This window comes from Bradyrhizobium sp. IC4059 (genome assembly GCF_020193615.1).
Classification (GTDB): domain Bacteria; phylum Pseudomonadota; class Alphaproteobacteria; order Rhizobiales; family Xanthobacteraceae; genus Bradyrhizobium; species Bradyrhizobium yuanmingense.
Genome location: NZ_JADYVH010000020.1, coordinates 51,676 through 78,055, shown reverse-complemented (window position 1 = coordinate 78,055; position 26,380 = coordinate 51,676). Strand labels below are relative to the sequence as shown.

The window sequence follows — 26,380 nt, the reverse complement described above, 5'->3', positions numbered from 1 at the left end:
ACTTGGCAGAGTCGATCAGCTTCTGCAGCGAGGTCAGGCCGGTGTTGGCGGCCTGCAGCACCTGCACGCCGTTGGCGATGCCATCGAGCAGGTTGTTGATGTCGCTGGCGCGGTTGTCGAGCGACTGTGCGGTGAAGAAGTTGGTGGGATTGTCCAGGGCCGAGTTGACGCTCTTGCCGGTCGACAGACGGTTCTGCGTGGTGGCGAGGAGGTCAGCGGTGGACTGGAGAGAGAGCAGGTTCTGACGAACCGATGCGGAAAGAACGATACCGGACATGACTCTGTTACCTTTCTGGTAAACGACGCTACTGTTACACGTCTGCTTGGATCGCGATGGACCCAGCGACGGCGGACCGTGCCGCCGAGACCTCTAACGAAACATGAAATGAAACCCGCGCTTTTGCCCGGTCACACGTGATTCGGCCTCGGAAGCGACGCGCCTAGCAGCACCACCGCGCCAATCCTGTCCTTGAAAGCATTGAGCTTTTTGGCGGGGATGGCTCAAATTTACAGCTCGTTAACTAGTTGCGAGCGAGAATCACGTCCTGATAGGCCGCAACGAACGCTCGGTTACGAAAGCGTTGATGGAGAACAGGAATGGCCCTCAAGGTCGAGCTCAAACCGCACGAACGCATCATCGTCGGCAATTCCGTGATCACCAACACGGACCAGCGGGCCCGCCTCCTGATCGATGGCGAGAACGTGCCGATCCTGCGCGAGCGCGACATCCTCACGCCGGAGACCGCCGACACACCCGCCAAGCTCGTCTATCTGGCGGTCCAGCTCATGTACATCTCCCCGGATCCGCAGACCCAGCACGGCACCTATTTCAACCTGGTGCGGGACATCGTCACCGCGGTGCCGAGCTCCTGGCCGATCATCGAAGGCATCAACAACAACATCCTGAACGGCGACCTCTATCGGGCGCTGAAGGAAGCCCGCAAGCTGATCGCCTATGAAGAGAAGCTGCGCAACCAGTTCGAGGCCACTCATCCCAAGGCGGCAGCCGACAAGGACGACGTCAGCACCGCCGCCTGATACAGGCGTTCGCGCCAACGACAACGGCCCCGGATCGCCTACGGGGCCGTTGTCGTTTCAGACGTTCGTCAAGTTATTGCGCTACGAGCGGTGGCGCGTCGACCTCGATCACTCCGCCGCTCCGCTGTCCACCGAACTGCAGCACGGCTGCGATCAGCGCATCGATGTCCGCCTCCTCGGTGCGGTGATTGACGATCGCGGCGCGGATCGCGAACTTTCCGTCCAGTGTCGTGCTCGATGGCGCAGCGATGCCGGACTCCTGGACGTCGGCGACGATCTCGCGATTGACCGCATCGCCGCTGCGATAGCGGAAGCAGACGATGTTGAGATTGACCGGTGCCAGCAATTCCAGCCGTGGTTCGGCCAGCACACGCGCCTCCAGATATTTGGCGAGCGCGCAGCTTCGTGCGATTGCCCGGCCCAGCCGGTCGGTGCCGAACGTCTTCAGCGTGAACCACGTCTTCAGCGCACGAAAGCCGCGCGACAGATCAGGGCCGAGATCGCAGGGCCAGACCGCGCCCGCCGCAAGCCCCCTCGCCTCGCGGCTCAGATAGGCCGCCGGCTGCGCGAAGGCCTGCCGATGCTGCTCGCCGTCGCGCACCAGCAGGAAGCCAGCGTCATACGGCACCTGCCCCCATTTGTGGAAGTCGAGTGCGATTGAATCCGCAAGCTCGATGCCGCCGAGCAGCGGCGCAAGCTCCGGCGACAGGATTGCGAGCGCACCGAAAGCGCCGTCGACGTGAAACCAGATTCCTTCCTCGCGGCACAACGCAGCGATCGCCCTGAGGTCGTCGATCGCCCCGATATCGACCGTACCGGCGGATGCGACCACTAGGAAAGGCTTGAAGCCGACCTCGCGATCGACGGCGATCTGTGCGCGCAATGCGGCAACGTCGATGCGATGATCGGCATCGACTGCGATCTTGCGCAGTGCATCGGTGCCGAGCCCGGCAATGTCCATCGCCCTCGAGATGCAGCCATGCGCTGCCTGCGACGTATAGGCCGTGAGCAGCGCACCGTCATTGCCGATGCCGTGCTGCCGCGCCAGCGTGCCGAGCGCGGTGGTGCGTGCCACCAGCACGGCCATCAGATTGGCCATCGACGTGCCCGTGACGAAGATGCCGCTTGCGCTCTCGGGAAAGAGGAACAGGCGGCTTATCCAGTCGACGATCTGGCGCTCCACCTCGATCGGCATGTGGTCGCGTCCGCCGAGATTGGCGTTGAGGCCGGCGGCGAGCATCTCTGCGAGCATGCCGACGGCGGTGCCGCCGCCATGCACCCAGCCCATGAAGCCGGGATGGACGTTGCCGGTCGCATAGGGCGCAACATGCTCGGAGAATTCGCGATAGACCTCCGCGAGGTCGCTCGCCTCGCGCGGCACGTCCGCCCTGAAGGCCGCGCGCACGTCATCGGGAATCGGCCGCCAGACGGGGCGCGCCCGAACGTTGGCAATGCCGTCGATCGTCTCGTCCAGCATGCGGTGGGCCAGCGCGCGAAACTCGCTCCAGTCCTGCGGATCTAGCGGGGTATTCGCGACGGAGCTTTGCGTATTGCGGATGATCTCGTTCATGCTGCGCTCTCCGCGCCCGTCTTCGCATGCCGCAACAGCATCGCCGTGAACGCGGAAAAGATCTTGCGCATCTGCGGCGGCTTGTACGGAAACACGACCGGCGAATCCATGTTGTGCACGACGGCGGTGTTGTCGGCCTCGAACACAAGAAGCTCGCCGTTCGCGTTCTCGGCGCAATCGACGATGAAATAATCGAGGCCGACGCGCCGGCTCATCTCTTCGATCGCGTTTCTGTGGCGCTCGCCGAAAGCATGATCGAAGTCGCGCATGAAGACGGCTTCTTCGGCCCGCTTCTCCTCGCTGAAGGCCATGTAGGCGTTGAGATACCAGATGTCCCAACGGTCGGCGATCGCCATGTGGCACGCGTACGGCTTGCCGTCGACCATGGCGAGGCGATATTTGCGGTAGAGCCCGTCGGGGCTCACATAATCGACGAAGCGTGCGACGAAGAAGTCCTGCTCTTTCCGTTCGGCGAGATAGGCCGCCAGAGCCGCCGCATCGTCGAGCTTCGCGAGCCCGACGCCGGCATGCGAGCCGCGCGGCCGTGCGATCATCGGAAAGTGCAATTCGCCTGCGATGTCCTCGCATGCGATCCGCGCCTGCGCGAGGTCCGACAATTGCGCGCGCGTTGCGTGGATGGTCGCGGGAATGTCGAGGCCGGGCACATCCGTCAGCAGCCGATACAGCTTGTCACGATCGAGATTGCCGATGCGATCGGGGCGATTGAGCAGCGGCCGCGGCCAGTGCGGCGCGGCCTCATCGATCAGCGCGAGCGCCTCACGGCATTCCTCGGAATCGGACGCGACCACGATGGCCACGTCGTGCTCCGGCAAGGTCTCGGGCAACCCGACGCCCCTGATCACATAGAGCGTCAACAGCTCGACATCGGAGCCTTCGAGCAGGAAATCGATCGGCGTGTTGCCGCCCATGTCGATGTCGGCTGCAAGCGCGAGCAGGCGCAAGCCCGGCTTCGGGCCTGCGCCGGGCGTTCGGAACAATTGATGGAAGGCCAGCACCTCGGACTGGATCGCAAGCCCCCGATCCTTGTCACCCAGCAGCTGGGTGATCAACGACAGGTCCAGCCCCTCACCCGCCAGCGCGGTCCCCGCCGCGATGCGCGCGACGAGATGATCGCGCAACGGATGCAGATCGACGCCTTCGAAGGCCCGGCGCGTCAGCTGCGCAAAGCCGATGCGGTCGGCATAGTTCGCCGCGGTCAGGCCGATCGGCGCGGAAACCGGATGCTGCATCTCACACCTCGAACGCGGACTTTACCGGCACGGCCGCCGCTGCGCCACCGGCGAGCAGCAGCTCGATCTTCACCAGGACGTGGGCGATCTGGTCGAGAAGGTGCTGCACGTTGCGCTGCGCCTCCGCCCTGTCCGGCGACCAGGCCTCAGTCACGAGCCGCGCGCCGACGCAGAAGCGCAGCACGGCCTGCGGCGTCTCGCCCTGCCGCTCCAGCCGCACCGGCTGGCCGATCAGGCAGCGCTGCGCGGCGACCTGACGGTCCTCCGTGCTGCCGTTGATCTCTTGGCTGACGTCACGCGCCAACGCGCGATGAACAGAAGCGGTCTCGGCAACACAAACCGGCTTGCCGTCGCGCAGCAGCGTGAACGGAAAGATGGTCGGTTGCGCGAATTCCTCGTCGTCGATGCCGGCCACGTGGGTCGCGGCCGAAACAGCGTGCAACGACGGCGACAATGCGATCATGCTGTCGATGCCGGCAGCGAGCTCGGCGAGCATCTTGGCGCGGAAGGCCCCGGGCACGCCGTAGTAACTGCCGATCTCGGCCAGCGCCGCCTCCCAGCGCAGCCATTGACCGAAATTCGGACGGCGCTCGAAGCGCGAACGCAGCGCCGTCCAGGCCATCGGCCAATCGCAGCGGCCGGCGTAGTCACGGATTCCAGATGCGATCCCCTCGACGCGATCGAGCAACCGCGACAGGCCATTCGGCACCAGCAGTGCGCCGCTGAAGGCAGGTCCGCCGAAGAATTTGGAGCCGGTGATCAGCACCATATAGCCGCGGTCGAGATAGGAGCGCAGCCGGCGGCGGCCGAGCCGGGCCTGGCAGGCGTCGACGACGATCTGGACCTTGCGCGGCCAGCGCCGCGCGATCTCGTCGAGGCAGGCCGCGCTCGGCGCACGCCATCCGAGCTTCGAGGAATCCATGATCTGGAGCAGCACGGGCGCGCCTTGCGCGATCGTGGCCTCGACCGCATGCAGCACCGCTTCATCGGCATCCGTGCGCATCGCGATCCCGGTCCCCGGCGCGCGCAACGGCAGCGAGATGCTGGCGCCGGCCAGCCCCGCGACCGCGCCGTCCTTGCGAACCGCAAAGCCGCTCGCGGTCAGGGTGCTGAAATGATGTCCACGCGCGGTATGGGCCGTGCCGCTGCCGGTCTGGTCGGCGCCGACCACGATCGTCACCGGCCGCGCGCCGAGCATCGTGCGCGCCAGGAACAGGGCATGGAGCTGGGAGTCCGTGCCGGACGGCGAGAACACCACGTCGACGCGCGGCGAGAGCTGGAGATGACCGCGCAGCTCGTCGCGCATATCTTCGCAGCGTGCATCGAAAGCGAGCTCGACCTCGTCGAGCAGGCACTTGTGCATCAGCTCTTCACGCGCCAGCGCGGCGCGGTCATAGGCCGCCTGCGAGATCGTCGAGGCGGTCGAGGAGGCGAAATTCCACACCTCCGGCTCCGGCGAAGCCGGGCAGCCATAGGCGTTGGCGCGGCCGGTGGGATCGAGCGCCAGGCGCGGATCTCCGCCGGAAACGAGCAGCGTGTCGAGCGGCGTGAAGAGGTCGCGCAGGCGATAACGCGAGCCGCCGTCGGCGGCGCGTTGCATCTCGGGCCGAGGGGATGGGCCGCCGCTCATCCCGAAAGGCTCACGCCGCGGCATCGGCCGCCGCTGCAGGCACGGCTGCGAATTGCGAGGCGATGTCGCCGTGGAACACCGACGGCCCGACGTGGTCGAGCGGGCTCTGAATGTCGGCCCAGATCTCGCCGCCGATATCGGTCCAGCGCTTGCAGAAGGCGAAGTCCTCGGACAGATAGGTGCCGGTCGCCGGATCGATCATGCATTCGAACAGCGCGAACCGGTTCCGGCTCGCCGCCAGCGCATCATGGGAATGTTCGCGGAAGAACTGGAGGTTCGCGTAGTCGGGGTGGCGGCACATCGCCTCCAGCACGTGACGCCGGATCATCAGGAAGCCGGTGCCTGCATAGCGCACGCGGGTGAATCCGTTGACCACCACGATGCGGTCGGGGTCCTCGATCTCGAGCACGTAGTCGAGCGAGGCGGCCGGCACGTCAGCCCGCCCCGACTGGATCGCCCGCGCTGCCTTGTCCCAGTTGACCCGCTTGATCGGATAGCAGCCGGCGACGACGTCCGCGCCGCATTCGATCAGGCGGAACACCTGCTCCGGCTTGAAGCCGATATCGGCATCGATGAACAGGAAATGCGTCGCCTTCGGATCGTCCAGGAACATCGCGGCCAGGTTGGCCCGCGCACGTGTGATCAGCGCGTCGCCGTCGCGCAAGAGAACCTTGAGCTCGAGATTGGACATGCCGTGCACGGCCCGCTGCAACGCGAAGATCGAGCTCGCATAGATGCTCGACACCTGCCCGCCGAAGCAAGGCGTCGCCACCACCAGCTGCAACTTGTCCGACATCGACCGCTCCGCCCCCGCTTGCAATCCTCACCAAGAGGTAAACAGGCATGGTTAACGGCGTCTTAACGCTTCCTTACAGGAACTTGACGAGCGAGAGCTGCGCCAGGTTCGACGTCACCTGGTAGGACGCCTGCAAGGCGTTCTGCAGCGCCAGGATCTCGCTCGCGACCTGGTCGGGCGAAGCCGATTCCGCCTGGTCAATGATGGTCTGGAGCTGCGCCTTGGCCTGGGTCTGGCGCGTGCTCGCGTCCTTCATCGTGTTCTGGGCCATCGCGATGTCGGTCTGGATGTCCTCGATGCGCTGCTGTCCGGGCTGCTGGGTCAGCGCCTGGGTCACCCGCAGGCTCAGCGCCGAGACCTGCCCGCCCGAATATTGCCCGGTCGGCGAGGTCGAGAAGGTGCCGAACACCGCGATCGCCTGCAATTGGCGGCGGATCGCATCCTCGTTCGCCTGGGCGCCGTACTGCACCGTCACGGCATCGTCGACCCGCGCCATGGCCGTCGAGCGCGGCGAGCCCGGCCCGTCATTGCCAAGGTACCACTTCACGGAGGTGGCCGAGCCGTTCACCAGCGTGGTCGCCGAGCTCGCAGGCGAGGAGCCGACGCGCAGCGGCGGCTGCGTGGCGGTCACCGGCGTCGAGCTGAACCCGAGCGCGCTCAGCGCGCCGGTGTTCGACGTCGTGATGTTGAGGCTCGCCGCATCGTCGGTGTTGATCGTGATCGAGCCGCCATGGACCGTCGAAGGCTTCGAGCTCCCGGTGATCGCGTCGACTTTGCTCAGCAGGGTCTGGATGCTGTCGGTGACATTGAGCTGGTTGCCGGTCGCGCCCGAGGCCACGAAGGTCAGCGTGGTCCCTTTGACGGTGATGGTATCGCCCGCGACGAAGCCCGGCGAGATCGAGTCCGAGGGGCTCGCGCCCGACAGCGCCGTCGCGCCGGTGACCGGGGCCGCCGGCGCCGCCTGGTTGTTGACGGGGGTGCCGATCGCGGAGCTCGCGGTGTTGAAGAAGTTGTCGCCCGCAACGATCGCCGATGCCGCCACCAGCGAGGTGTTGGCGAGCTTCTGAATCGCGGTGTTCAGCGCCGTGTTGAGATTCGCAGCGGTATTGTTCGGGTTGACGGGCGTGCTCGCATCGATCGCGAAGCTGCCGAGCGGCGTCGGCGTCGCCGAGGACGCCGTCAGGTCGATCTGCTCGGTCGTGCCGTCCGGCAGGGTGAACTGAATGCTGAGCTTGTCGCCGTTGTTCGGATTGACGCCGTTGAGATCGACCGAGAATGACACCGGCGAGCCGCTCGGGCCGGTGACGGTCGCCCCGGTCAGCGTCGAGGATACCGCCTTGATCTTGAGGCCGAACGGCGATCCGGCGACGTCCTCCGACACCTGCACGGAGCTCGCCGTCGGCTGCGTCTGCACCAGGCGGCCCATGCCGCTGGCCCCTAAGTCCGCGGCCTGGCGCTCGGCCATGACGGTCTTGAAGCCGGCCTGCGTCGTGGTGCCGTTGATGATGTCGCCGGCATCGGCGACCGACTGGGTATTGACGGCCGTTCCGGAGAACAGATAGCGGCTGCCGGTCTGCGTGTTGAGGACACCGACCATCGAGCCGAACTGGGCGGCGGCGGTGTTCTGGGCAATCGTCTGGCCGTTGACGTTGAGGTCCTGCGCGGTAGAGGCCGAGCCGGTCTGCACCGTGCTGCGGATCTTGGTCAGCGATTGCAGCGCGGTGTTGGCGAGGTTGATGCTGACATTGACGTTGGTGATCGTGTCGGTATAGCCGGCGATGTTGGAGAGCTGCGCGCGGCCGGCGATCGCAAAGCCCTCGTTCGTCCCCATGCCGGAATAGTTCTGCGACAGCTTGCCGGTCGCAAGCTGCGTCGACAAGTCGGTGAGCTGCTGATTGATGTTGCGGATCTGCGCGCCGAGGATCGACGAAGAATAGTTGATGCTGCTGATCGCCATCTTTCGAAGCCCTGTTACTGTTTACAATTGAGCCTGGATCAACGTGTTCATCATGGTCTGCACCACCGACATGACATGGGCGTTGGCGGCATAGGCATTCTGAAGCTGGATCAGGTTCGACATCTCCGAGTCCAGGTTGACCTTGGAGGTCGAGTCGAACTTGGCCTGGAGCGTCGAGACCACGACGCTCTGGCCTTGCTGAAGCTGGGTCGCCTGGGTCGCGGCGTTGGCCTGCACGCTCAGGAACTGCTGGAGAAAGTTCGAGACGCTGCCGGTGAAGGGCTGGCTAGCCGAGCCGAGGCCGCTCTGCGGCGAATAGGAAAACACTGCACTGGTGAGCTGCGAGTAGAGATAGTCCGAACGCGTGGTGTCGCCTGCGGGCGTCACCGGCGAGGTATTGTAGACCGACATCCGGGTCGGATCGGTCACGAGCTGCGTGTTCACGGCGATGCGCCCGGCAAGACCGGTCATCTGCGAGCCCGACGCCGTGATCGCGCCGGTGTAGAGCGCCTGCCCGCCGTCGGTGAACAGCGGCAGCTGCGGATTGCCCGAGGTCAACGATGAAATCGTCTTGGTGGTCGAGGCCGAACCGACCTTGGCAAGCCCGGTGTTGTCGTCGGTCACCCGCAGCGTCGTGGCGGTCGCCGGCGACGGGGCGGCGGAGAACGACAGATGCGTGCCCGACAGCGCGGTGTTCAGCGCAGAGGCGATCGCGCCCATGCCGCCAGCGAAGTCGACGCCGATTCGCATCGGGTTGGCGTTGGTCGCGTTCTGGAGCGGCAGCGCGGCTGGGTCGGTCACGTTGACGAGCGTGATCTGGCGCTGCGTGTTGGTCGCCGTGTCCGTATAGGTGATGTTGACCGTGTTGCCCGGCAGCGCACCGGCGAGCTCGAGATCGAAGCCGGCCGGCGGGCCGGTGACCGTACTGCCCGCCGTGGTCTTATCGGACAGCGCGCTCGCCATCGTGGCGGCGAGCTGGTCGATCTGGTTCTGCGCCTGCACCAAAATGTCGTCGCGCAGCTTCAGGTCGGCCGCGATCTGGCCGGACGACACCACGTTGTTGGCGACGACGTCGACTTGCGAACCGTTCGGCAGCTTGATGTTGAACGCGCCGACGCCGGACTTGGCCGGGTCGATGTTGTAGAGCGACGTTGCCGACAGCGCGCCGGCGGAGGCAAAGGAGAATTCGGAGGCGAGCCCGGCGCCGACCAGCTGAATGCCGGTCGTGGTGTAGATGTTGGCCTGGTTCGAATTGTCGGTGGTGACGCGGATGTCGACATATTTCGACAGCGTGTTGATGGCTTGGTCGCGCTGGTCCATCAGCGTTGCAGCCGAAGGATCGTTGGCCGACAGGCCCTGGAGCCTGGTGTTGATGTCGGCGATCTGCTTCATGGCCGCATTGGCGGCCTGCGCCGAATTGCCGAGATCCTGTTCGACGTTGGAGCGCAGCGACTGGATGCCCTTGGTGGTGACGTTGAGCTGCGTCGCGAGCGCCTGGGCCGCCCCGAGCGCGACGGTCTGCGCCGACGACGCACCCGAGCTGGTCGACAGCGCCTGCAGCGCCGTGGTGAACTTGTTCAGCGCGCTTTCGAGCGTGCCGGAATTGCCGGGCGTGCCGTAGACATTCTGAAGCTGCTTCAGGATATTGGCCATCTGGTCGGCGTAGCCGCCGCCGCCGGTCTCGGTCCGTAGCTGGTTCTGCACGTAGGTGTCGAGCAGGCGGCTGACGCCGGTCGTCATCGCCGTCGCGCCGAACTCGCCGGTGGTGACCTCGATCTGGTTCGGCGTCTGGACGACGTAACCCGGCGTCTGCGCATTGGCGACGTTCGAGGAGACGATCGAGAGCGCGGCCTGGTTGGCACGCAGACCGCTCATCGCACTGGCGAGGGCTGAACTCAAACCCATATCACTGGCCCGCCTTTGTTACGTCACGCGCCGATCAGCGCAACACGTTGAGGAGATCCTGCACCATCGAGTTTGCCGTCGTGATCACCTTGGTGTTGGCCGAATAGGCCTGCTGGGTCACGATCAGCTTGGTGAATTCGTCGGCGATGTCGGTGTTGGATCCCTCCAGCGACGAGCCGCTGATGGTGCCCGAAGCGCCGTCGATGGCGTCACCCGATTGTTCGGTCGCGGCATAGGCGCCGCCGTCCATCGCCTTCAGATAATTGGTGCCGTTGAAATGCGACAGCTGCACCTGCGCGAGGTTGAGGTTCTGGCCGTTGGAGAAGGTGCCGACCACCACGCCGTTGTTGTTGACGGCGACCGATCGGAGCTGACCGGCGGCGTAGCCGTTCTGGGTGATGGTGTTGATCGTCACCGCGCCGCTGGTGCTGGCATATTGCGTCAGGCCTCCGGAGGAGATGTTGAAGGCGACGGAGCCAAGCGACTGGCCGCTGACGGTGACGTTGTTGATGGTGATGCCCGAGCCGCTCGGCGAGGTCAGCGAGCCGTCGGCGGCAAAGGTGAAGGTCTGGCCGGTATTGACCCATCCGACCGTCGTGCCGGTCGCGTTCGGGTCGGTCTGGTAGAACAGGTTCCAGCTGTCGGAATGACCCGCGCCCAGCGAGGCACTGTCGGTCTTGGCCCAGCGCAATTGCAGGTTCACCGGCGTACCGGCGGCGTTGTAGGCGGTCACCGCGCCGCCGCTGATCGATTCCTTGGTGAAGGTGGCGATGTCGTTGCCGATCACGCCGCCGGTGCCGGCCGTGCCGCCACCCTCGCGATTCCTGGTGATGGTCGAGGTGAAGCCGAGCGCGGAGAAGGCCGCGCTGTTGGAGCTGGAGACCGTCAGGTTGGAGACGGTGCCGGTGTTCAGCGTGATCACGCCGCCGCTGCTGACCGACGATCCCGAGGCGCCGGAGAGCGCATCGATCTTGCCGAGCAGGGTCGTGACGTTGTCGGTGACGTTGATCTGGTTCGCACCCGAGGCGCCCGAGGCCATGAAGGTCAGTGTCTGACCGTTGACGGTGATGGTGTCGCCGGGGGAAAAGCCCGACGTGAGCACCTGGGCACCGCCGGCGGTGGCCGAGCCGCTCAGCACCGTCGCGCCGGAGATTGCAGGCGAGGACAGCACGTTGCCGCCACGCGTCACGCTGCTGATGCCGAGCGCGGTGGCGGCCGTGCCGCTGCCGATCGCGACGTCGGTGCCGGTGCCGGTCGCGATCTGGATATTGCCGCTGACCGAGAGCGAAGCGGTGACGCCGGCACCGCCGGCCGTCTGGATCGCGTTCAGGATGTCGGCCACCGTCGCCGTCGTGCCCGCACCGAGACCGATCGTGGTGTTGCTGCCGACGGTCGAGACCGTGGTGCCGCCGTTGAAGGTGATGGTGTTGCCGTTGATTGTCAGCGTCTGGCCGCTCAGCGCGGTGAGGATGCTGGAGGCCAGATGCGTGCCGGCGGTATTGTCGAGCGACGTGGTCGTCGAGGCGACCGCCGAAGAATTGTTCTGGAGCGCAACCGTGCCGGTGGCCGTCGTTGACGAATAAGCCGAGCGGATGTTGCCGGTTGCGGCCGCGCCCGAGACGGTCGCGTTGGCATAGGGCGCCGGCGGCGTGCCGACCGGCAGCGGGTTGGCGGCGAAATCGGACGGGTTCAGGCCGCCGGCGGCGAGCAAGGTGCCGGTCGATGCCGTGGTTTTCGCCACCGTGTTGGGCTGGGTCGGCAGGTTCGCCGCGTACTGGATCGAGGTCGTCGCCTGCGCCGGAATGAAGTTGTTCTGGAATTGCAGGACGTTCGCCACGCTGCCGGTCGGGTTGCCGGTCTTCGGGTCGACGGTGACGCCCATCAAATAATAGCCGGCGCCGTTGACCAGGTTGCCGTTGGCATTGAGCTGGAAGTCGCCGCGCCGCGTATAGTAGGTCACCCCGGTGAAGACAGGCACGTTGTCAACGACGCCGCTCGCCTTCTGGATCGAGAAGAAGCCGTCGCCGGTGATCGCCATGTTGGTGGCGACGCTGGAGGACGAGATCGTGCCCTGCGTCGTGATGGTAGCCTTGGCGTTGGCCTGCACGCCGCCTGCCACCTGCTTGCTCGGGACCGAGGAGTCCGGAATGAGGTCGACGAAGCTGGTGCCGATGCCCTTGTAACCGGTGGTGGATGAGTTCGCGATGTTGCCGGAAATGTTCTGCAGCGCGAAGGACTGCGCCTGCAGGCCACCCACCGAGGTGTTCATTGCATCGAAGATACCCATAACTTTGTCTCCAAATCCGATCTCGGCGGCCGGTCGACCATGGCCGCAATCGGAAAGAGACGTCGCAAGGCCTATGCCAACACGGATATCTTCAGGAAATCAATGACTTAATGAAAAAGCCCCGGTCTCACGACCGGGGCACATTTGCCGGGACCGGCAACAATTGCCGGGGCATCCTGTCGTTAGAGGGCGGTGCGAAGCATCGAATCCAAGTGCGCAATTGCGCACCTGAGAACCTCGAGATTCCCGGTTCGGCCCTGCGGACCGCCCCGGAATGACAGGGAGAAAGATCCTACGTCGCCGACGCCGCCGCGGGGTGGAAGACCAAGCCGAAACCGTCGATGCAATAGCGCAATCCGGTTGGCTTCGGGCCGTCGTCGAAGACATGGCCGAGATGGCCGCCGCAGCGCCGGCAATGCACCTCGGTGCGGACCATGCCGTAGCTGCGGTCCTCGGTCTTGCCGACATTGCCTTCGATCGGCGCATAGAAGCTCGGCCAGCCCGTGCCGCTCTCGAACTTGGTCTCCGACGTAAACAGCGGCAGGTCGCAGCCGGCGCAGGCGAAGATGCCCTTGCGCTTCTCCTTCAGCAGCGGGCTGGAGCCGGGCCGCTCGGTGCCGTGATTGCGCAGGATCTCATATTGCTGCGGCGTGAGCTGGGCGCGCCATTCGGCTTCCGTCTTGGTGATCTCGAACTTTTGCGCGGCCTTCTCGCCGGCCTCGGCAGGTGTTCCTCTCAGCCAGCGCAAGGCGGAAAGGCCGAACAGGCCGGCGACAGTCGTGAGCAGGATGCGGCGGTCAAGCATGTCATTCTCCGTGCGCGGGAAGTCCACGCCCTGAGATACGGGCTTCTGCCGGCCGAAGTTACACGTCGGAGCGGAATTTCGCTCAACTTATTGCGAGACGCGGTCCTCGTGCACGACCGGTTCCGCAGCGCCGACCGCGGCTTTCGGCGGTGGCGCCGGCCGGGGTCGCACGCCGGGCGGCGCTCGGCGCGGACCGGTGCCGGCGGCGCGGTTGGCTTCGGCGAGGCGGGCCTCGCGTTGCCTGTCCTTGACCCTCGCGCGCTCGCGATAGCGGGCGAGCGCACCTGCGGCGGCGGAGCTCGCCCTGCCCCAGATCCCGACCAGCTGGCCGGCGACGCGCCCCGTGGCGCCGCCCGCCCAGACCAGTTCGAACGGCGAGAACAGCTTCCAGCGCTCATCGCCCCGCAAAATGCTGCGCGCGATCATCTGTCCGGCCATGGCGGAGGTGTTCATGCCCTGGCGGCCGAACCCGCTCGCCACCCACAAGCCTTTGCGCAGCTGGCCGATCTGCGGCATGCCGTGCACGGTCTGGCCGGTGGCGCCGCCGAAGATGTCGGTGATATCGACATTGCCGAGCTCGGGAAAGATCGTCCGGATCCGCCGCTTGATGGCGCCGGCGAAGCGCTGCGGACGCGCGGCCCAGGTGGTCTCCGGGCTCTCCCACATCAGCCGGTCGCCGTCGACAAGCCGGAAATGATCGACACCGTCGGAATCCATCACCGATCCCTTGAAGGCGATGATCTCGTGCAGGCGCTCGCCGAGCGGCGCGGTCACGCCGGCATAGCGCCAGACCGGCAGCAACGTCTCCGACAGGCGCTTGGAGGGGGCGCCGAGATGAATGTTGCCGGCGAGCACGATGTGGCTCGCCCGCAGCCGCGCCGAGGGCGTGACGATGCGCTTGCGGATGCCGGAATGATCGATGCTGACGACCGGCGTGTCCTCGAAGATGCGGGCGCCTGCCCGCCGTGCCAGCGCCGCAAGGCCGTGCACGTATTTCCGGCCGTCGACCTGGAACGCTTTCGGATAATACACGCCGTGGAAGTAATGATCGGTCTTGAGCGCCTCGCGCACGCGATCGACCTGCCAGCCTTCGACCTCGGTATCGAAATCCTCGTTCAGCATCTGCAGCTGGCTGATCAGCCGGTCGCCGGCATCGACGTTGGAGACCTCCAGCACGCCGTCGCTGACGCCGATCCCCGGCATGCTCTCTTCGCTGGCGTTGGCCCGGACGAACTCGGCGCCCTGCTTCGACAGGGTCCACAATTCGCGGGCGTCCTCCAAGCCGATGCGCTCGATCAGGTCCGTGAGCGGCAGCGCAAAGCCCGGCATCACGGTGCCGAGCTGGTTGCCGGAGGCGTTCCAGCCGATATGCCGACCCTCGAGCACCGCGACGCTGGCCCCGAGCCGGGCCCCCTCCAGCGCCACGGTAAGCCCGGCCAGGCCCGCCCCGATCACACAAATGTCGGCATCGAGATCGAACGACAGCCGCACGCGGTCGCGAAAGCCGGCTTCTTCCTGGGACACGCTTGTGAAAGTCTCGCTCATGCAGTTTTCTTAGAGGACTGTGCGGGCCCTTGTCACCTTGTCCTCAACCGGCGCCTGTAGATTATCCTGGACGTGGAACGATTCGAGAATGCCATGCGCCGTTTGATGCTGCTGCGTCACGCCAAGACCGAGACCGACGCACCGAGCGGCCGTGACCAGGACCGCCGGCTCGACGACCGCGGCCACAAGGATGCCGCGCGGATGGGAGACTGGATCGCGGCCCATCCGCCCTTCCCCGATACCGTATTGGTCTCCCACGCCGTGCGGGCCCGTCAGACCTGGGACATCGCCTGGGAGGCGATGAAGGACCGCGTCCCGGCGCCGCAGGTCGAGGTCCTGCCGGAACTCTATGGCGCCGATCCCGCGCAGATCCTGGACACCATTCGCACCGCAACCGCCCCGGCCGATCCGAAGCGGCTGCTGCTGATCGGCCACAATCCCGGCATGCACGAGGTCGCGCTCATGCTGATCGGCGGCGGCGATCCCGATGGCGCCAAGACCCTCGGCGACAACCTGCCCACAGCGGGGCTTGCGATCTTCGACTTTGACGTCAAGGATTGGGATGACGTGGCCTACCGCCGCGGCAAGCTGGTGCTGTTCGTCAGCCCCAAGCTGCTTCGATCGGGCTAGACGCGCGGGCGCCGTCTCGACCGGTTGGTTCAGCCTGGTTCACAGGGAGGCGCAGATGTTCAAGTCCATCCTCGTGCCCATCGATCTCGCCGACACCGATCTCGCCAAGCCGGCGATCGCGACCGCGGCGACTTTGTCGCAGACCTGGAGCGGCACCGTGCGCCTGCTCAACGTGCTGCCGATGACGCCGGTGATGCTGGCCGAGTACGTCCCGGCCGATTTCGACGAGCAGCAGCGCCAGACCTCGGAAGAGGCCCTCGCCATCGTCGCGCGCGAATCCGGCATCGAGCCGTCCCGCATCTCCAGCGTGGTGCGCCAGGGCGGCATCTATCACGAGATCCTGGAGGAAGCCGTGCACGTGAAGGCCGATTTGATCGTGATGACCTCGCATCGGCCGGCGATGCGCACCTATTTCCTCGGCTCCAATGCCGGCCACGTCGTGCGCTACGCCAAGTGCTCGGTGCTGGTGGTGAGGCATTGAAGGGCAGCAGACTCCGTCATTGCGAGCGAAGCGAAGCAATCCAGACTCTTTCCGCGGCAACAGCCTGGATTGCTTCGCTGCGCTCGCAATGACGTAGAGGCAGCTGCGTGCCACACTCGCGCTTCCGTGCCCCGGACGCTGCGCAGCACGAAGTGATGCGCTGCAGAGCCGAGGCCCATGCGTCAGCGAGTGCGATCCGCTGGATCCCGGCTCTGCGCAGCAGTGTTTCACGCTGCAGCGCGTCCGGGACACGCGAGTATCACAGATACCGCGACAGCTCGGTCTTGAACTGTCCGTACACGGCATCCTCGATCTGGCTGCGCGTGATGCCGATGTCGCGCAGGGCACGGTCGTCGAGCTCGTTCAGGGTCTTGACGGCGGAGCGGCGCTCCAGGCGGTCGAACAGCGCGGTGAGGCGCAGGGCTAGGGCACTGAAAACCGATGAGGATGGGCGTAAGGTCCGCCCGGCAGTTTGCGAGATCGTGGTCATTCTTCTTCTCCGGCCTATCGTCCCGCGCGGCGAAGCAGGTGCCGTTGGCGCGGACGCTTGTTGGCGCCTGCACCTCATTTGCCGTCGGATTGCTCTCGCTCTCCTCGGCCCATCGCGGAACTTGATGGAACTTAAATGCTCCAGTACACTCCTCGGAGCAAGCAAAACATTGCTCTCGGTGCAATATGTCCAAGTTCGAGTACGTGAAGCTCGCCGATGCCATTGCGGCCGATATCACTAACGGCACGTTAAGACCCGGCGACCGGCTGCCGCCGCAGCGCAATTTTGCCTATGACCGTGGCATCGCGGTCTCGACCGCGAGCCGGGTTTATACGGAATTGCTCCGCCGCGGCCTCGTGGTCGGCGAGGTCGGGCGCGGCACGTTCATCTCCGGCGACGTCAGGCGTGAAGTCGAGACCATGCGCGAGCCGGCCGACGCGCGCATCAATCTCGAGGTCAATTACCCGCTATTGCCGCAGCAATGGGCGATGATCGCCAAGAGCCTCGCGGGGCTCGAGCGCATCGACGCGCTGGAATCCGCGCTGCGCGTTTCGACCAGCACCGGCACCAAGAGCGCCCGCGTTGCCGCCGCTGCCTATCTCGCACGCAAGGATTTTTCGCCGCAGCCCGAGCAGATCTTCTTCACCGCCAACGGCAAGCAATCGCTCGCGGCCGCGCTTGCCGCGCTGGTGCCCACCGGCGGCCGCTGCGGCGTCGAGGCGCTGACCTACCCTTACGTCAAGAGCATCGCCGCGCGGCTCGGTGTGACGCTGGTCCCGATCCCCATGGACGAGTTCGGCGCGCGGCCCGACGCCATCCAGAAGGCCCATCGCGAGGCGCATCTGTCGGCGCTGTATCTGCAGCCCATCATCCAGAACCCGCTCGGCGTCACCATGAACGCGACGCGGCGCGCCGACATCATGCGCGTCGCCGAGAAGCTCGATCTCACCATCATCGAGGACGCCGTCTACGGCTTCCTCGCCGACGACACGCCACTGGCGGCGCTCGGGCCCCACCGCTGCATCGTGCTCGACAGCCTGTCCAAGAAGGTCGCACCGGGGCTCGCGCTCGGCATCCTCGTCGCGCCGCCGCATCTGCGCGAGAGTGTGATGAGCGCGGTGCGGACCGGCGGCTGGATCGCCTCCGGCCATGCGCTCGCGGCCGGGCAGCGGCTGATGGCCGACGGCACCGTCGCCGAGCTGACCCGGCTGAAACGCATCGATGCCGCGCGCCGACAGCAGACCGCCGCTAGGCTGCTCTCCGGCTACCAGCTCGCCGCCGATCCGCGCTCCTATCATCTCTGGCTGACGCTGCCACCGCACTGGCGCTCGCAGACCTTCGTCGCCGCAGCAGCAAGGCGCGGCATCGCGCTGACGCCGTCCTCGACCTTTGCGATCGCGCACGGTCACGCGCCGAACGCGGTGCGGCTCGCGCTGGCCCCGCCCTCGCCCGAGCAGCTCGATTCCGGCCTGCGCACCATCGTCTCGCTGCTCGGCACCAAGGAGGACGATTTCGATTCGACGGAGTAGGGCTCAGACTTCCGGCCAGTCCGCGATAAAGCCCCTCGCCTTGCAAGGCTCGATCTTGTCCCATTCGTGCAGCATGCGGCGGCGAAATTCGGCGTCGGTATGCCAGAGCGCACGTGGTGTCGTGAAACTGTCGACGGTGAGCAGCATCTTCTCGACCCCCGGCCAATGCCGATGCAGCGTCATCGGGTAGCGCCGCGCGGTCCAGGTGTTGCCGAGACAGATCACGCTGCGGATATTCTGCAGCCCGATGGCCGCATCGATGATCGGAAGCGAGAAGATGACGTTCTCGCCGGTGTTCATCGCGCGGTGCTCCTCGAGGATAAGGTCCGCCGGAACGCCCGCGGCAACCATCGCGGCCTTGATAATGCTGCACTCGGATTGCTCCGAGCCCGGCGTCACACCGCCGCTGACAATCGACCGGCGAAACAGGCCCTCGCGCCACAGCCTTGCGGCGGTGTCGGCACGCAAGCCAGCGTCCTCGCGGGTGCCGAACACGAACAGCAAGTCGGCTGGCCGGAGCGGCGTCTCGATCAGATGCGTGCGGTTGATCTGGCGATCTCGTCTGCCGTCGGCAGACGGGTGCTGCGATCCATGGCTGACATGACCACAAGGATGCGACGCAGACGGCGGGACGCGAAGTCACATTTGATTGCGGCCGATTGCACCTAGGGCAGCAGGGCCTTCGGCACGCGATCGAAACTGTAGCTCTGCGGCCGGTTGCGCCGCACGAAGCCGCCGACCTGCCAGGCGAACAGCGCGGCGAAGCCGAGGATGAACAGCACGCCCGCGAGCTCGCCGGTCAGAAGCGCGCGGATCAACAGCCCCGCCATTGCCACAGCGAGCACGGCCAGGAACACCAGCACCGCCGCATAGGTTTTGCGGCCGAGGCCCGCGGTCAATTCGGCGCGGCTGCCGGCTTTGGCCATCCGCGCATGCAGCTCGATCAGGAAATCGCGAAAACCGTTGTCCTGCGGCGCCATCAGCGCCGCGGTCTGCCAGCTCGTCGACAGGATCGCGATGCGGCCGCCGCCCGTGCGGCTGATATCGGCGCGGAAGCGGTGCTGCTGCATCGACACCGGGCGGAACGACAGCCGGATCGCCGAAATCTCGTCATAGCGCCACAGGCCGGAGCGGCCGGCGATGTGCCAGGACAGCCCCTGCTCCGTCAACTCGAAGCGATGCGCCGAGCCGATCAGCGAGGCCTTGTAGGCATAGCTCGTGGTCGAACCCGCTTCCGCTCCCGGCATGTCGTCAACGAACCCATGGGCGATCGCTTGGGCGATCGGCTTGCGCGATCGCCCCCGGCCATCCTACAAGCGAGGCATGGCTGAGACGACCTTTTTTCCGCGCCGCCTGATTCTCGGCGCCGCGATGATCTCCGGTGTGTTGCTGGCGCTCGCGGTGCACATGCTGGGCGCGCGCTACGGTCTCGATCTCGGCCGCCTCTGGCGCTCCGACACGCATGATTTCATTCCGGCGGGCGCCGCCATCGCTTGGTGGCTGATCGCCACCGTCGGCTTCTCCGGCGGCTATTTCACGGCGAGCCTGATGCAGAGCGCCGTCTCCGGACAGATCCCGCAGCGGATGCGGCAATTCCTGATCGCGGTCGGCGTGCTGCTGCTTGCGGGAGCGGGTCAGGCGGCGTCGGCGCCGAGCCCGATCCCGACCGTCTCGGGCGTGCTCGCCGGGCTTGCCGCCCTGTGTCTCGGCGCCGTGATGGCGTTCTGCGGCGCGCATTTTGCGCTGCGCCGAAGCTGACCTCTCAAGCCGACGCGCGCAGCCGCGGCCGTTCCAGCATGATCGCGACATCCGAGGCGGGCCGCGGCTTGCTGAACAGATAACCCTGCGCCTGGGTGCAGCCCTCGCGCCGGAGCAGCTCGAGCTGCGCGTCGTTCTCGACGCCCTCCGCCGTGGTGACGATGCCGAGGCTGCGGCCGAGGCCGGTCACGGCGCGAATGATTGCCATGGAATCCTCGCGCGTCGCCAGCTCCGACACGAAGGAACGGTCGATCTTGATTTTGTCGAACGGGAAGCTGCGCAGATAGCTCAGCGACGAATAGCCGGTGCCGAAATCATCGAGCGAGATCCGCACGCCCATGGCGCGCAGCTCGTGCAAGGTCGTCAGCGTCGCCTCGCTGTTCTGGAGCAGAACGGATTCGGTGATCTCGAGCTCGAGGCGGCGCGCACCAAGTCCCGAGGCGGCCAACGCCTCGGTCACACCCGCGATCAGGTTCGGGCTCTTGAACTGCACAGGCGACAAATTGACGGCGACATCGACATCGTCGGGCCAGGTGGCCGCGTCGGCACAGGCGGAGCGCAGCACGAACTCGCCGAGCTGAACGATGAGCCCGGTCTCCTCGGCCAGCGGGATGAAGCTGATGGGCGCGATCAGTCCGCGCTGCGGATGGTTCCAGCGCAGCAGCGCCTCGAAGGCGACGACGCGACCGCTGGCGACCTCGCGGATCGGCTGGTAATAGACCTCAAACTCGTCGCGTTGCAGCGCCGCGCGCAGATCCATTTCCAGAAGGCGCCGCGCCTGCGCACGCGCATCCATGCCGGTCTCGAAGAAGCGGTAGGTGCCGCGGCCATCCGCCTTGGCGCGATAGAGCGCAAGATCCGCGTTCTTGAGCAGCTCGTCCGGATTGCTACCGTCCTGCGGCGACAGCGAGATGCCGATCGAGACGCCGATCACGATCTGATGGTCGTCGATCTGGTAAGGCGCCGAGATCACCTCGACGAGGCGTCCGGCAAGCGATCGCGCGGCGATCTCCTCGGAGCGTCCGATCTGGACCACCGCGAACTCGTCGCCGCCGAGCCGCGCCACGGTGTCCTGTTCGCCGACGGTGGCCTCGAGCCTGCGGCCGACCTCCTTGAGCAGCGCATCGCCGATGGGATGGCCGAGCGAGTCGTTGATGTCCTTGAAGTGATCGAGATCGAGGCAAAGCACCGCGAGCTGGTCGCCCGACTTGGTCTGGCGCAGCCCCTGCTCGAGCTGTTCGTGGAACAGCACGCGGTTCGGCAGGCTGGTCAGCGCGTCATGTCGCGCCATGTGCGAGATCTTGGCCTGCGCCTCCAGCCATTCGGTGATGTCCTCGAAGGTCGCGACCCAGCCGCCGCCCTGCATCGGCTGGTTGACGACCCGGATGGAGCGGCCGAACCGGTTGACGACGTCGGTCGTGGTGCGGCCCTCGCGCGCGTCGGCGACGAGGCGGGCGAAGAATTCATCGGCGTCGCCCTGCCATTGGCCCTTGGCCTGCTCTTCCCTGAGCACGTCGACCAGCAAGCGGCCGGCGAGCGGCACGTCGGTTCGACGGAGCATCGCGGCATAGCGCTCGTTGAACAGGATGATCTTGCCTTCCGCGTCGAACATGCACAGCCCCTGCGACATGTTCTCCAGCGCGCTGTCGAGCACGATCTGCTGGCGGCCCAGTTCGCCTTTGGCGCGGCGGTCGAGCAGCGCGGCCACGAGCGCAATCGCGATGATCGCGACGGCGGCGCCGGCAGTCAGGAACGACAGCGAGGCCGGCGGGACCGAGAGCCCGCTGATCGCGATCGTCGGGTCCGGCGTCAGCAGCACCGCGCCCATCGCGGTGAAATGATGGGCAACGATCGCGAGCGTCAACAGAGCAGTCGCGCTCAGCGCATGCCGAATGCCGTCACCTCGCGCGGCGACGAACAGCGCGAGCGCTGCGAAGACGATTCCGAACAGCACCGAGGCGGCAACCGTGCTCCCGATCCAATCCAGCCGTGCCGGCATCTCCAGCGCCGCCATGCCGGTGTAATGCATCGCCGCGACACCCAGGCCGACGATGGCGCCGCCGACGACGATCCACACCGGGCGCGAGGACGCCACGGCGATGCTCAGGCCCACGAAGGTCAAGGAGATCGCAAGCATCAGCGACAGAATTGTCACCGGGATATTGTAGGCGCCGGCGCTCCCGGGGCCATAGGCGAGCATCGCGATGAAATGCGTCGCCCAGATGCCGCATCCGCTCACGGCCGCATCCAGGGCGATCCAGGCCAGACGCCCGGCTCCGTGCGTCGCGCGTGCGCGCTGAAACAGGCTGATCGCCGCGGCGCTGGCGAGCAGGCACACCGCGCCCCCAAGGGCCACCAGTCGCCAGTCATGCTCGTCGGTGAGACAGTAGAGAACTTGATACATTGCCGGCCCCTATCGACCCGCACTTGAGCCGACAGTGGTGGACGATCGGTAACCAGCTACAAACCTGCTCCGGACGTGGTGAATGGAAGATGAGCGAGTTCGCTCACATTGCTGATCCTGGCGACGGCGCACCGAAGCAGCACCACGGCAGCGGGAAGCGAACAAGCACAAGCGCCGCGCGGACCGTCGCGCGGCGCTCGTAGTTTCCTCTACTCAGCTCGCCGCGCGCAGATTCACCTTGCTCTCGGCGAGTGTCGTCAGCTTCTGGTCGGTCGCCTTCTCCTCCTCGAGCGTCTTGGCGAGCACCGCCGCACAATCGTTGCGGCCGAGCTGCTTGGCCCAGGCGATCAGGCTGCCGTAGCGGACGATCTCGTAATGCTCCGCGGCCTGCGCCGCATTGATCAGGGCCGCGTCGAGCACCGCCTTGTCGGCGACTTCGCCGGCGGTCTCGTCGGCTTCCTCGATGATGCCGTCGATGGCCGGGCAGTCGACCGCCTTCACGGGGACGCCGTGCATCTTGAAGACCTCCTCGAGCCGCGCAACGTGCTGCTTGGTTTCCTCGAGGTGCGTCAAAAAGCCCTGTTTCAGCTGCGGATCAGTGGCCTTGGTCGCCATCTTCGGCAGCGCCTTGGTGAGCTGCTGCTCGGCGTAATAGATGTCCTGGAGCTGATGTACGAATAGGTCGTTCATGGTCTTGATGTCTTTTGTGAACAGTCCCATCGTTCCGATCCTCTCGGGTCTTGGGAACACGGAGGCGCCGGCTTGCACGAAAAAGCCGCGTATTCCGCCATGTTCGATTGCTGATGGAGGCTAACGACCACGCGGCATCGACGTTCCAAAAACGCCGATACGGCTCTGCGTTGGAACAATGCGGACGGCGCCGGGATCTGAGATCGTATCGGCACGGTGAGCGCGCGGATGGAGCCTGGTTTCGCGACTCATATGCTTAACGCGCCGCCGATATGAACCGCGTATGACAAAGTTGCCCGCCGAACGCAGAACCTATTGTTGTCAAGGGCTGCACAAGCCGCTGATTTTGCCTTAAATGAGCTGGATCATGCCTAGCGATCGATGCCTGCCTTTTGGCCGTGATCGCACCCGACCGGCCAATGTCTGGCCCGGTCGGTCTTGCCCCCCGCCGGGAGGATGAATGCACGGACTGCTGCCCGCGCTGAAACGCGGCTTCAATAGATGGATCGGCTGGCGACGGCTCGGCGTCGCCGCGAGCATCTTCATCATCGCGTTTGCGATCACCACGCTGGTGCGGACGCTCAAGGGCATCGATACCGGGGTCATCCTGACCGCGTTGACGGAGATTCCCCGCGGCAACATCGGGCTGGCGGCGATCTGCGTCTTCTTCGCGTTCTGTACGCTGACCTTCTACGACTATTTTGCGCTGCGAACGATCGGCAAGAAGCACGTGCCCTATCGCATCGCGGCGCTGTCCAGCTTCACGTCCTATTCGATCGGGCACAACATCGGCGCCACGGTCTTCACCGGCGGCGCGATCCGTTTCCGGATCTATTCGGACTACGGACTGAACGCGATCGACGTCGCGAAGATCTGCTTCCTGTCCGGCCTGACCTTCTGGCTCGGTAACATCTTCGTGCTCTCGATCGGCATGGCCATCCATCCGGACGCGGCCTCCTCGATGGATCAGCTGCCCTCCTCGCTCAACCGGTTGATCGCCCTCGGCGGTCTCGCATCGATCGGCGCGTATCTGGTCTGGCTCTGCATGGGCGAGAAGCGCCGTGAGCTCGGCCAGAAGGGCTGGAAGGTGGTGCTGCCCTCGGCGCCGCTGACCTTGGTGCAGATCCTGATCGGCGTCGTTGATCTCGGCTTCTGCGCCACGGCAATGTACCTCTTGATGCCGGCCAACCCGCCGATCGACTTCATGTCGCTCGCGGTCGTGTTCATCCTGGCGACCCTGATCGGCTTTGCCAGCCACGCGCCGGGCTCGATCGGCGTGTTCGATGCCGCCATGCTCGTGGCGCTGCCCCAGTTCGGCCGCGAGGAGCTTCTGGCCACGCTGCTGGTGTTCCGTATTCTCTATTTCGTGATCCCGTTCGGCCTTGCCATCTCCATCATGGGCACGCGCGAGCTTTGGACGAATGTGGTCGCGCCGTGGCAGGAGCGGCGGCGGCTGGCGGAAGCCTGCGCGCAGGCCAACCTGCCCAAGGAGGTGACGCCGATGGAGCGCGAACGGCTGCTACGGCGGGCCAGCAAGCGCTGAGCCGCCGACGCCACCTCCGCAATCGTCGGGCAAGGGTTGCAGGCCGCGGCACAATCCTCTCTTATTTCCGCCTCAACTTTGCCGTTGAAGACGCGGGCCATGATTTCCGTATTCCTTCGCACCCTCTCGGCCGGCGCCGTGCTGCTTGCCGGCATCCTTGCTTTGCCCGAGCGCGCCGCCGCGCAGGACGCCGGCACCATGCAGATCAGCTGGGAGGTGCGTAACCGCTTCCGGCTATTCCGCGAGGAGCGCGACTTCCTGCTCCATGTCGAGAACGCGCGCAACCGCAGCATTCTGGCCGCCGAACAGTCCCTGGAGCTCCAGAGCGAGGGCCGCGGCTGGGCCCGCAACATGGTCAACCGGCTCTGCATCGACCTGCAGGGCCGGGTCAACCAGCCCTGCACCCGCGATAATGTCAAAGAGAACTACATCACGCCGATCGACCATCCCGTGACGGTGCGCCTGACCGGCGCGGTGCCGGTCGGCGCCACCTGCGCCTGGTCGTTCGATGACGGCGACGGGCCGCAGAGCTCGACCTTCGACTGCGCCGAGCCGATCAATTTGCGCGTCCGCTACGGCAAGCCGACGGTTGCGACCGTCGATGTCTCGGCCGGCTCCGATCCGACCCAGCGGGTCCAGACCGAGATTCAGGTCCGCGACATCTTCATCGCAGGTCTCGGCGACAGCATCGCCTCCGGCGAAGGCAATCCGGACCGGCCGCTGGCGCTGTCGGACGAAGGATTCTGCTTCCGCTCCTATCTCGGCACCGCCGGTGCGCAGTACTACCGGCCGAGCCGCCACGGCTTCAAGGGCGGCCGCGCCTGCGAGGCGCCGGATACGCTCGCCAACTGGCAACGCTACAGCGCGCTCTGGTTCAATGCGCCGTGCCATCGATCGCTCTACAGCTATCAGGCGCGCACCGCGCTGGCGCTCGCGGTGCGCTACACCCACATCGCCGTGACCTTCCTGCCGCTCGCCTGCACCGGCGCCAGCATCGGCGACGGGCTGCTCGGCTCGCAGCGCGCCCGCGAATGCCCGCCCGGCAAGACCGGCGTCTGCAACACCAGCGTGAACGCGCAAGTCGCCGAGCTGCGGGAAGCCGTCACTGCGGCGAAGAAGCGCCAGCCCGATCGCACGCTCGACCTCGTGCTGCTCTCGGTCGGTGCCAACGACGTCTATTTCTCCGGTCTCGTCGCCGACGTCATCGTCGAAACCGCGACCGAGCGCGCGCTGTTCCGCCGCTCCGGCGTGTTGGCGAGCGTCGACGATTCCCGCGATGCGCTCCAGCGCGAGCTGCCGCAGAATTTCGTCAAGCTGCGCGAGGCGCTGAAGCCGCTGGTCGGCGGCGACCTCTCGCACGTGGTCTATGTCTCCTATGCCAATCCTGCGCTCGCCGACGGCGGCGCGCCCTGCCGCGGCGGCCGGGCCGGCTTTGACATCCACCCGTCCTTCAATGCCGATCCGCAGCGCCTTTCCCGCGTCTCCGCCTTCGTCGACAGCGAATTCCTGCCGCAGCTGAAGGGGCTCGCCACCTGCACCCGCGGTGCGCTGTGCCGCGATCCCGAAGCCGACCGCATGACCTTCGTCGATGCGCACCAGGCCGCGTTCGCCGAGCACGGCTTCTGCGCCCGTTCCGGCAACGATCCCGAATTCGACCGCAGCTGCTTTGCCGCGAACGGCCAGAGCTTCGATCCCGACATCGTCAGCGCGGCGAGCCAGCCGATGCTGTGCGGCCGCGGCGCCTCGGAGTACCGCGCCTACCTGCCCCGCGCGCGCTGGATCCGCGACGCCAATGACAGCTATTTCGCCGCGATGACCTATCCGCAGGGCCTGCCGGCGGCGAGCCAGCCGACCGACATCCACGATGCGGCCTGGGGCGTGCTCTCCGCCGTCTATGGCGGCGCGGTGCATCCGAGCGCCGAGGGCCATGCCGCGATGGCCGACGCGGCGCTGCCGGCGGCGAGCGCCGTGCTCGGACTCGACGCCGTGCCGCCGAACGTGACGCGCGGACTGCTGCCGCAGCTGCTGCCCAGCGCGCAGCAATAGCGCGCGCTGTCTCCACACACTCACCG

Annotated in this window: 20 protein-coding genes and 2 pseudogenes; 7 read left to right on the top strand and 15 right to left on the bottom strand. The window is 66.1% G+C overall.

Annotation, left to right across the window (positions count from 1 at the left end; translation table 11 throughout):
* A pseudogene (locus tag I6F12_RS35700) lies at nt 1-277 on the bottom strand (flagellin); the annotation flags it as partial.
* Between the two features lie 320 nt (nt 278-597).
* On the opposite strand from I6F12_RS35700, the gene flbT reads away from it, so the two are divergent.
* On the top strand, nt 598-1,038 hold the full coding sequence (gene flbT / locus I6F12_RS35695; protein WP_036015664.1) for a flagellar biosynthesis repressor FlbT: 441 nt from the start codon (nt 598-600) through the stop codon (nt 1,036-1,038).
* A gap of 73 nt (nt 1,039-1,111) precedes the next feature.
* Here flbT and I6F12_RS35690 read toward each other — a convergent pair whose 3' ends face one another.
* From I6F12_RS35690 to I6F12_RS35650, 9 genes are all read right to left on the bottom strand, one after another.
* Nucleotides 1,112-2,608 (bottom strand): aspartate aminotransferase family protein, encoded by a 1,497-nt coding sequence (locus tag I6F12_RS35690; protein WP_225158421.1) that lies wholly within the window; start codon nt 2,606-2,608, stop codon nt 1,112-1,114.
* Complete coding sequence (locus tag I6F12_RS35685; protein ID WP_225144329.1) at nt 2,605-3,858, bottom strand: hypothetical protein; 1,254 nt, start codon at nt 3,856-3,858, stop codon at nt 2,605-2,607. The genes I6F12_RS35690 and I6F12_RS35685 overlap by 4 nt, the downstream gene beginning before the upstream one ends.
* Before the next feature lies 1 nt (nt 3,859).
* Nucleotides 3,860-5,488: a hypothetical protein gene (locus tag I6F12_RS35680; protein ID WP_225158420.1), complete on the bottom strand. Its 1,629-nt coding sequence runs from the start codon at nt 5,486-5,488 to the stop codon at nt 3,860-3,862.
* 10 nt (nt 5,489-5,498) lie between these two features.
* The gene (locus I6F12_RS35675) at nt 5,499-6,284 is read right to left on the bottom strand and encodes a hypothetical protein (RefSeq protein ID WP_225144331.1); all 786 of its coding nucleotides are present in this window, start codon (nt 6,282-6,284) and stop codon (nt 5,499-5,501) included.
* A 73-nt stretch (nt 6,285-6,357) separates the two neighbouring features.
* Nucleotides 6,358-8,241, bottom strand: a complete 1,884-nt coding sequence (locus I6F12_RS35670) for a flagellar protein (protein ID WP_225144332.1) — start codon at nt 8,239-8,241, stop codon at nt 6,358-6,360.
* 21 nt (nt 8,242-8,262) lie between these two features.
* Nucleotides 8,263-10,146 carry a flagellar hook-associated protein FlgK gene (flgK, locus tag I6F12_RS35665; protein ID WP_225144333.1) on the bottom strand — a complete coding sequence of 628 codons (1,884 nt, stop codon included), beginning with the start codon at nt 10,144-10,146 and terminating at the stop codon, nt 8,263-8,265.
* Between the two features lie 34 nt (nt 10,147-10,180).
* Nucleotides 10,181-12,433, bottom strand: coding sequence for a flagellar hook-basal body complex protein (locus tag I6F12_RS35660; protein ID WP_225129429.1), 2,253 nt, complete (start codon nt 12,431-12,433; stop codon nt 10,181-10,183).
* A gap of 292 nt (nt 12,434-12,725) precedes the next feature.
* Complete coding sequence (msrB, locus tag I6F12_RS35655) at nt 12,726-13,238, bottom strand: peptide-methionine (R)-S-oxide reductase MsrB (RefSeq protein WP_036015643.1); 513 nt, start codon at nt 13,236-13,238, stop codon at nt 12,726-12,728.
* An 87-nt stretch (nt 13,239-13,325) separates the two neighbouring features.
* A complete protein-coding gene (locus I6F12_RS35650) occupies nt 13,326-14,783 on the bottom strand; it encodes an FAD-binding oxidoreductase (protein ID WP_225144334.1) in 1,458 nt (485 codons plus the stop codon).
* Between the two features lie 93 nt (nt 14,784-14,876).
* Between I6F12_RS35650 and I6F12_RS35645 the strand changes: the two genes are divergently transcribed.
* Together I6F12_RS35645 and I6F12_RS35640 are read left to right on the top strand one after the other, a co-directional pair.
* Nucleotides 14,877-15,413: a histidine phosphatase family protein gene (locus I6F12_RS35645; RefSeq protein WP_036015636.1), complete on the top strand. Its 537-nt coding sequence runs from the start codon at nt 14,877-14,879 to the stop codon at nt 15,411-15,413.
* Nucleotides 15,414-15,468: 55 nt separating this feature from the next.
* Nucleotides 15,469-15,894: a universal stress protein gene (locus tag I6F12_RS35640; RefSeq protein WP_036015633.1), complete on the top strand. Its 426-nt coding sequence runs from the start codon at nt 15,469-15,471 to the stop codon at nt 15,892-15,894.
* A gap of 259 nt (nt 15,895-16,153) precedes the next feature.
* On the opposite strand, the gene I6F12_RS35635 is transcribed toward I6F12_RS35640, so the two are convergent.
* Entirely contained in the window at nt 16,154-16,384 is a 231-nt protein-coding gene (locus tag I6F12_RS35635; protein WP_225144335.1) for a DUF1127 domain-containing protein, read from the bottom strand.
* 185 nt (nt 16,385-16,569) lie between these two features.
* On the opposite strand from I6F12_RS35635, the gene I6F12_RS35630 reads away from it, so the two are divergent.
* Nucleotides 16,570-17,913: a PLP-dependent aminotransferase family protein gene (locus I6F12_RS35630; RefSeq protein ID WP_109143172.1), complete on the top strand. Its 1,344-nt coding sequence runs from the start codon at nt 16,570-16,572 to the stop codon at nt 17,911-17,913.
* Between the two features lie 3 nt (nt 17,914-17,916).
* Here I6F12_RS35630 and I6F12_RS35625 read toward each other — a convergent pair.
* Nucleotides 17,917-18,515: pseudogene (locus tag I6F12_RS35625) on the bottom strand (YdcF family protein).
* A 63-nt stretch (nt 18,516-18,578) separates the two neighbouring features.
* Nucleotides 18,579-19,160, bottom strand: coding sequence for a hypothetical protein (locus I6F12_RS35620; protein ID WP_225144337.1), 582 nt, complete (start codon nt 19,158-19,160; stop codon nt 18,579-18,581).
* A gap of 76 nt (nt 19,161-19,236) precedes the next feature.
* On the opposite strand from I6F12_RS35620, the gene I6F12_RS35615 reads away from it, so the two are divergent.
* On the top strand, nt 19,237-19,671 hold the full coding sequence (locus tag I6F12_RS35615; protein WP_225144338.1) for a hypothetical protein: 435 nt from the start codon (nt 19,237-19,239) through the stop codon (nt 19,669-19,671).
* A 4-nt stretch (nt 19,672-19,675) separates the two neighbouring features.
* Here I6F12_RS35615 and I6F12_RS35610 read toward each other — a convergent pair whose 3' ends face one another.
* Both I6F12_RS35610 and I6F12_RS35605 read right to left on the bottom strand, forming a co-directional pair.
* On the bottom strand, nt 19,676-22,075 hold the full coding sequence (locus I6F12_RS35610) for an EAL domain-containing protein (RefSeq protein WP_225144339.1): 2,400 nt from the start codon (nt 22,073-22,075) through the stop codon (nt 19,676-19,678).
* 213 nt (nt 22,076-22,288) lie between these two features.
* Entirely contained in the window at nt 22,289-22,795 is a 507-nt protein-coding gene (locus tag I6F12_RS35605) for a ferritin-like domain-containing protein (RefSeq protein WP_036015620.1), read from the bottom strand.
* A 430-nt stretch (nt 22,796-23,225) separates the two neighbouring features.
* Here I6F12_RS35605 and I6F12_RS35600 point away from each other — a divergent pair, with 430 nt between their 5' ends.
* The gene (locus tag I6F12_RS35600; protein WP_036015615.1) at nt 23,226-24,308 is read left to right on the top strand and encodes a YbhN family protein; all 1,083 of its coding nucleotides are present in this window, start codon (nt 23,226-23,228) and stop codon (nt 24,306-24,308) included.
* 99 nt (nt 24,309-24,407) lie between these two features.
* Nucleotides 24,408-26,354, top strand: a complete 1,947-nt coding sequence (locus tag I6F12_RS35595; RefSeq protein ID WP_225144341.1) for a hypothetical protein — start codon at nt 24,408-24,410, stop codon at nt 26,352-26,354.
* Nucleotides 26,355-26,380 lie beyond the last annotated feature (26 nt).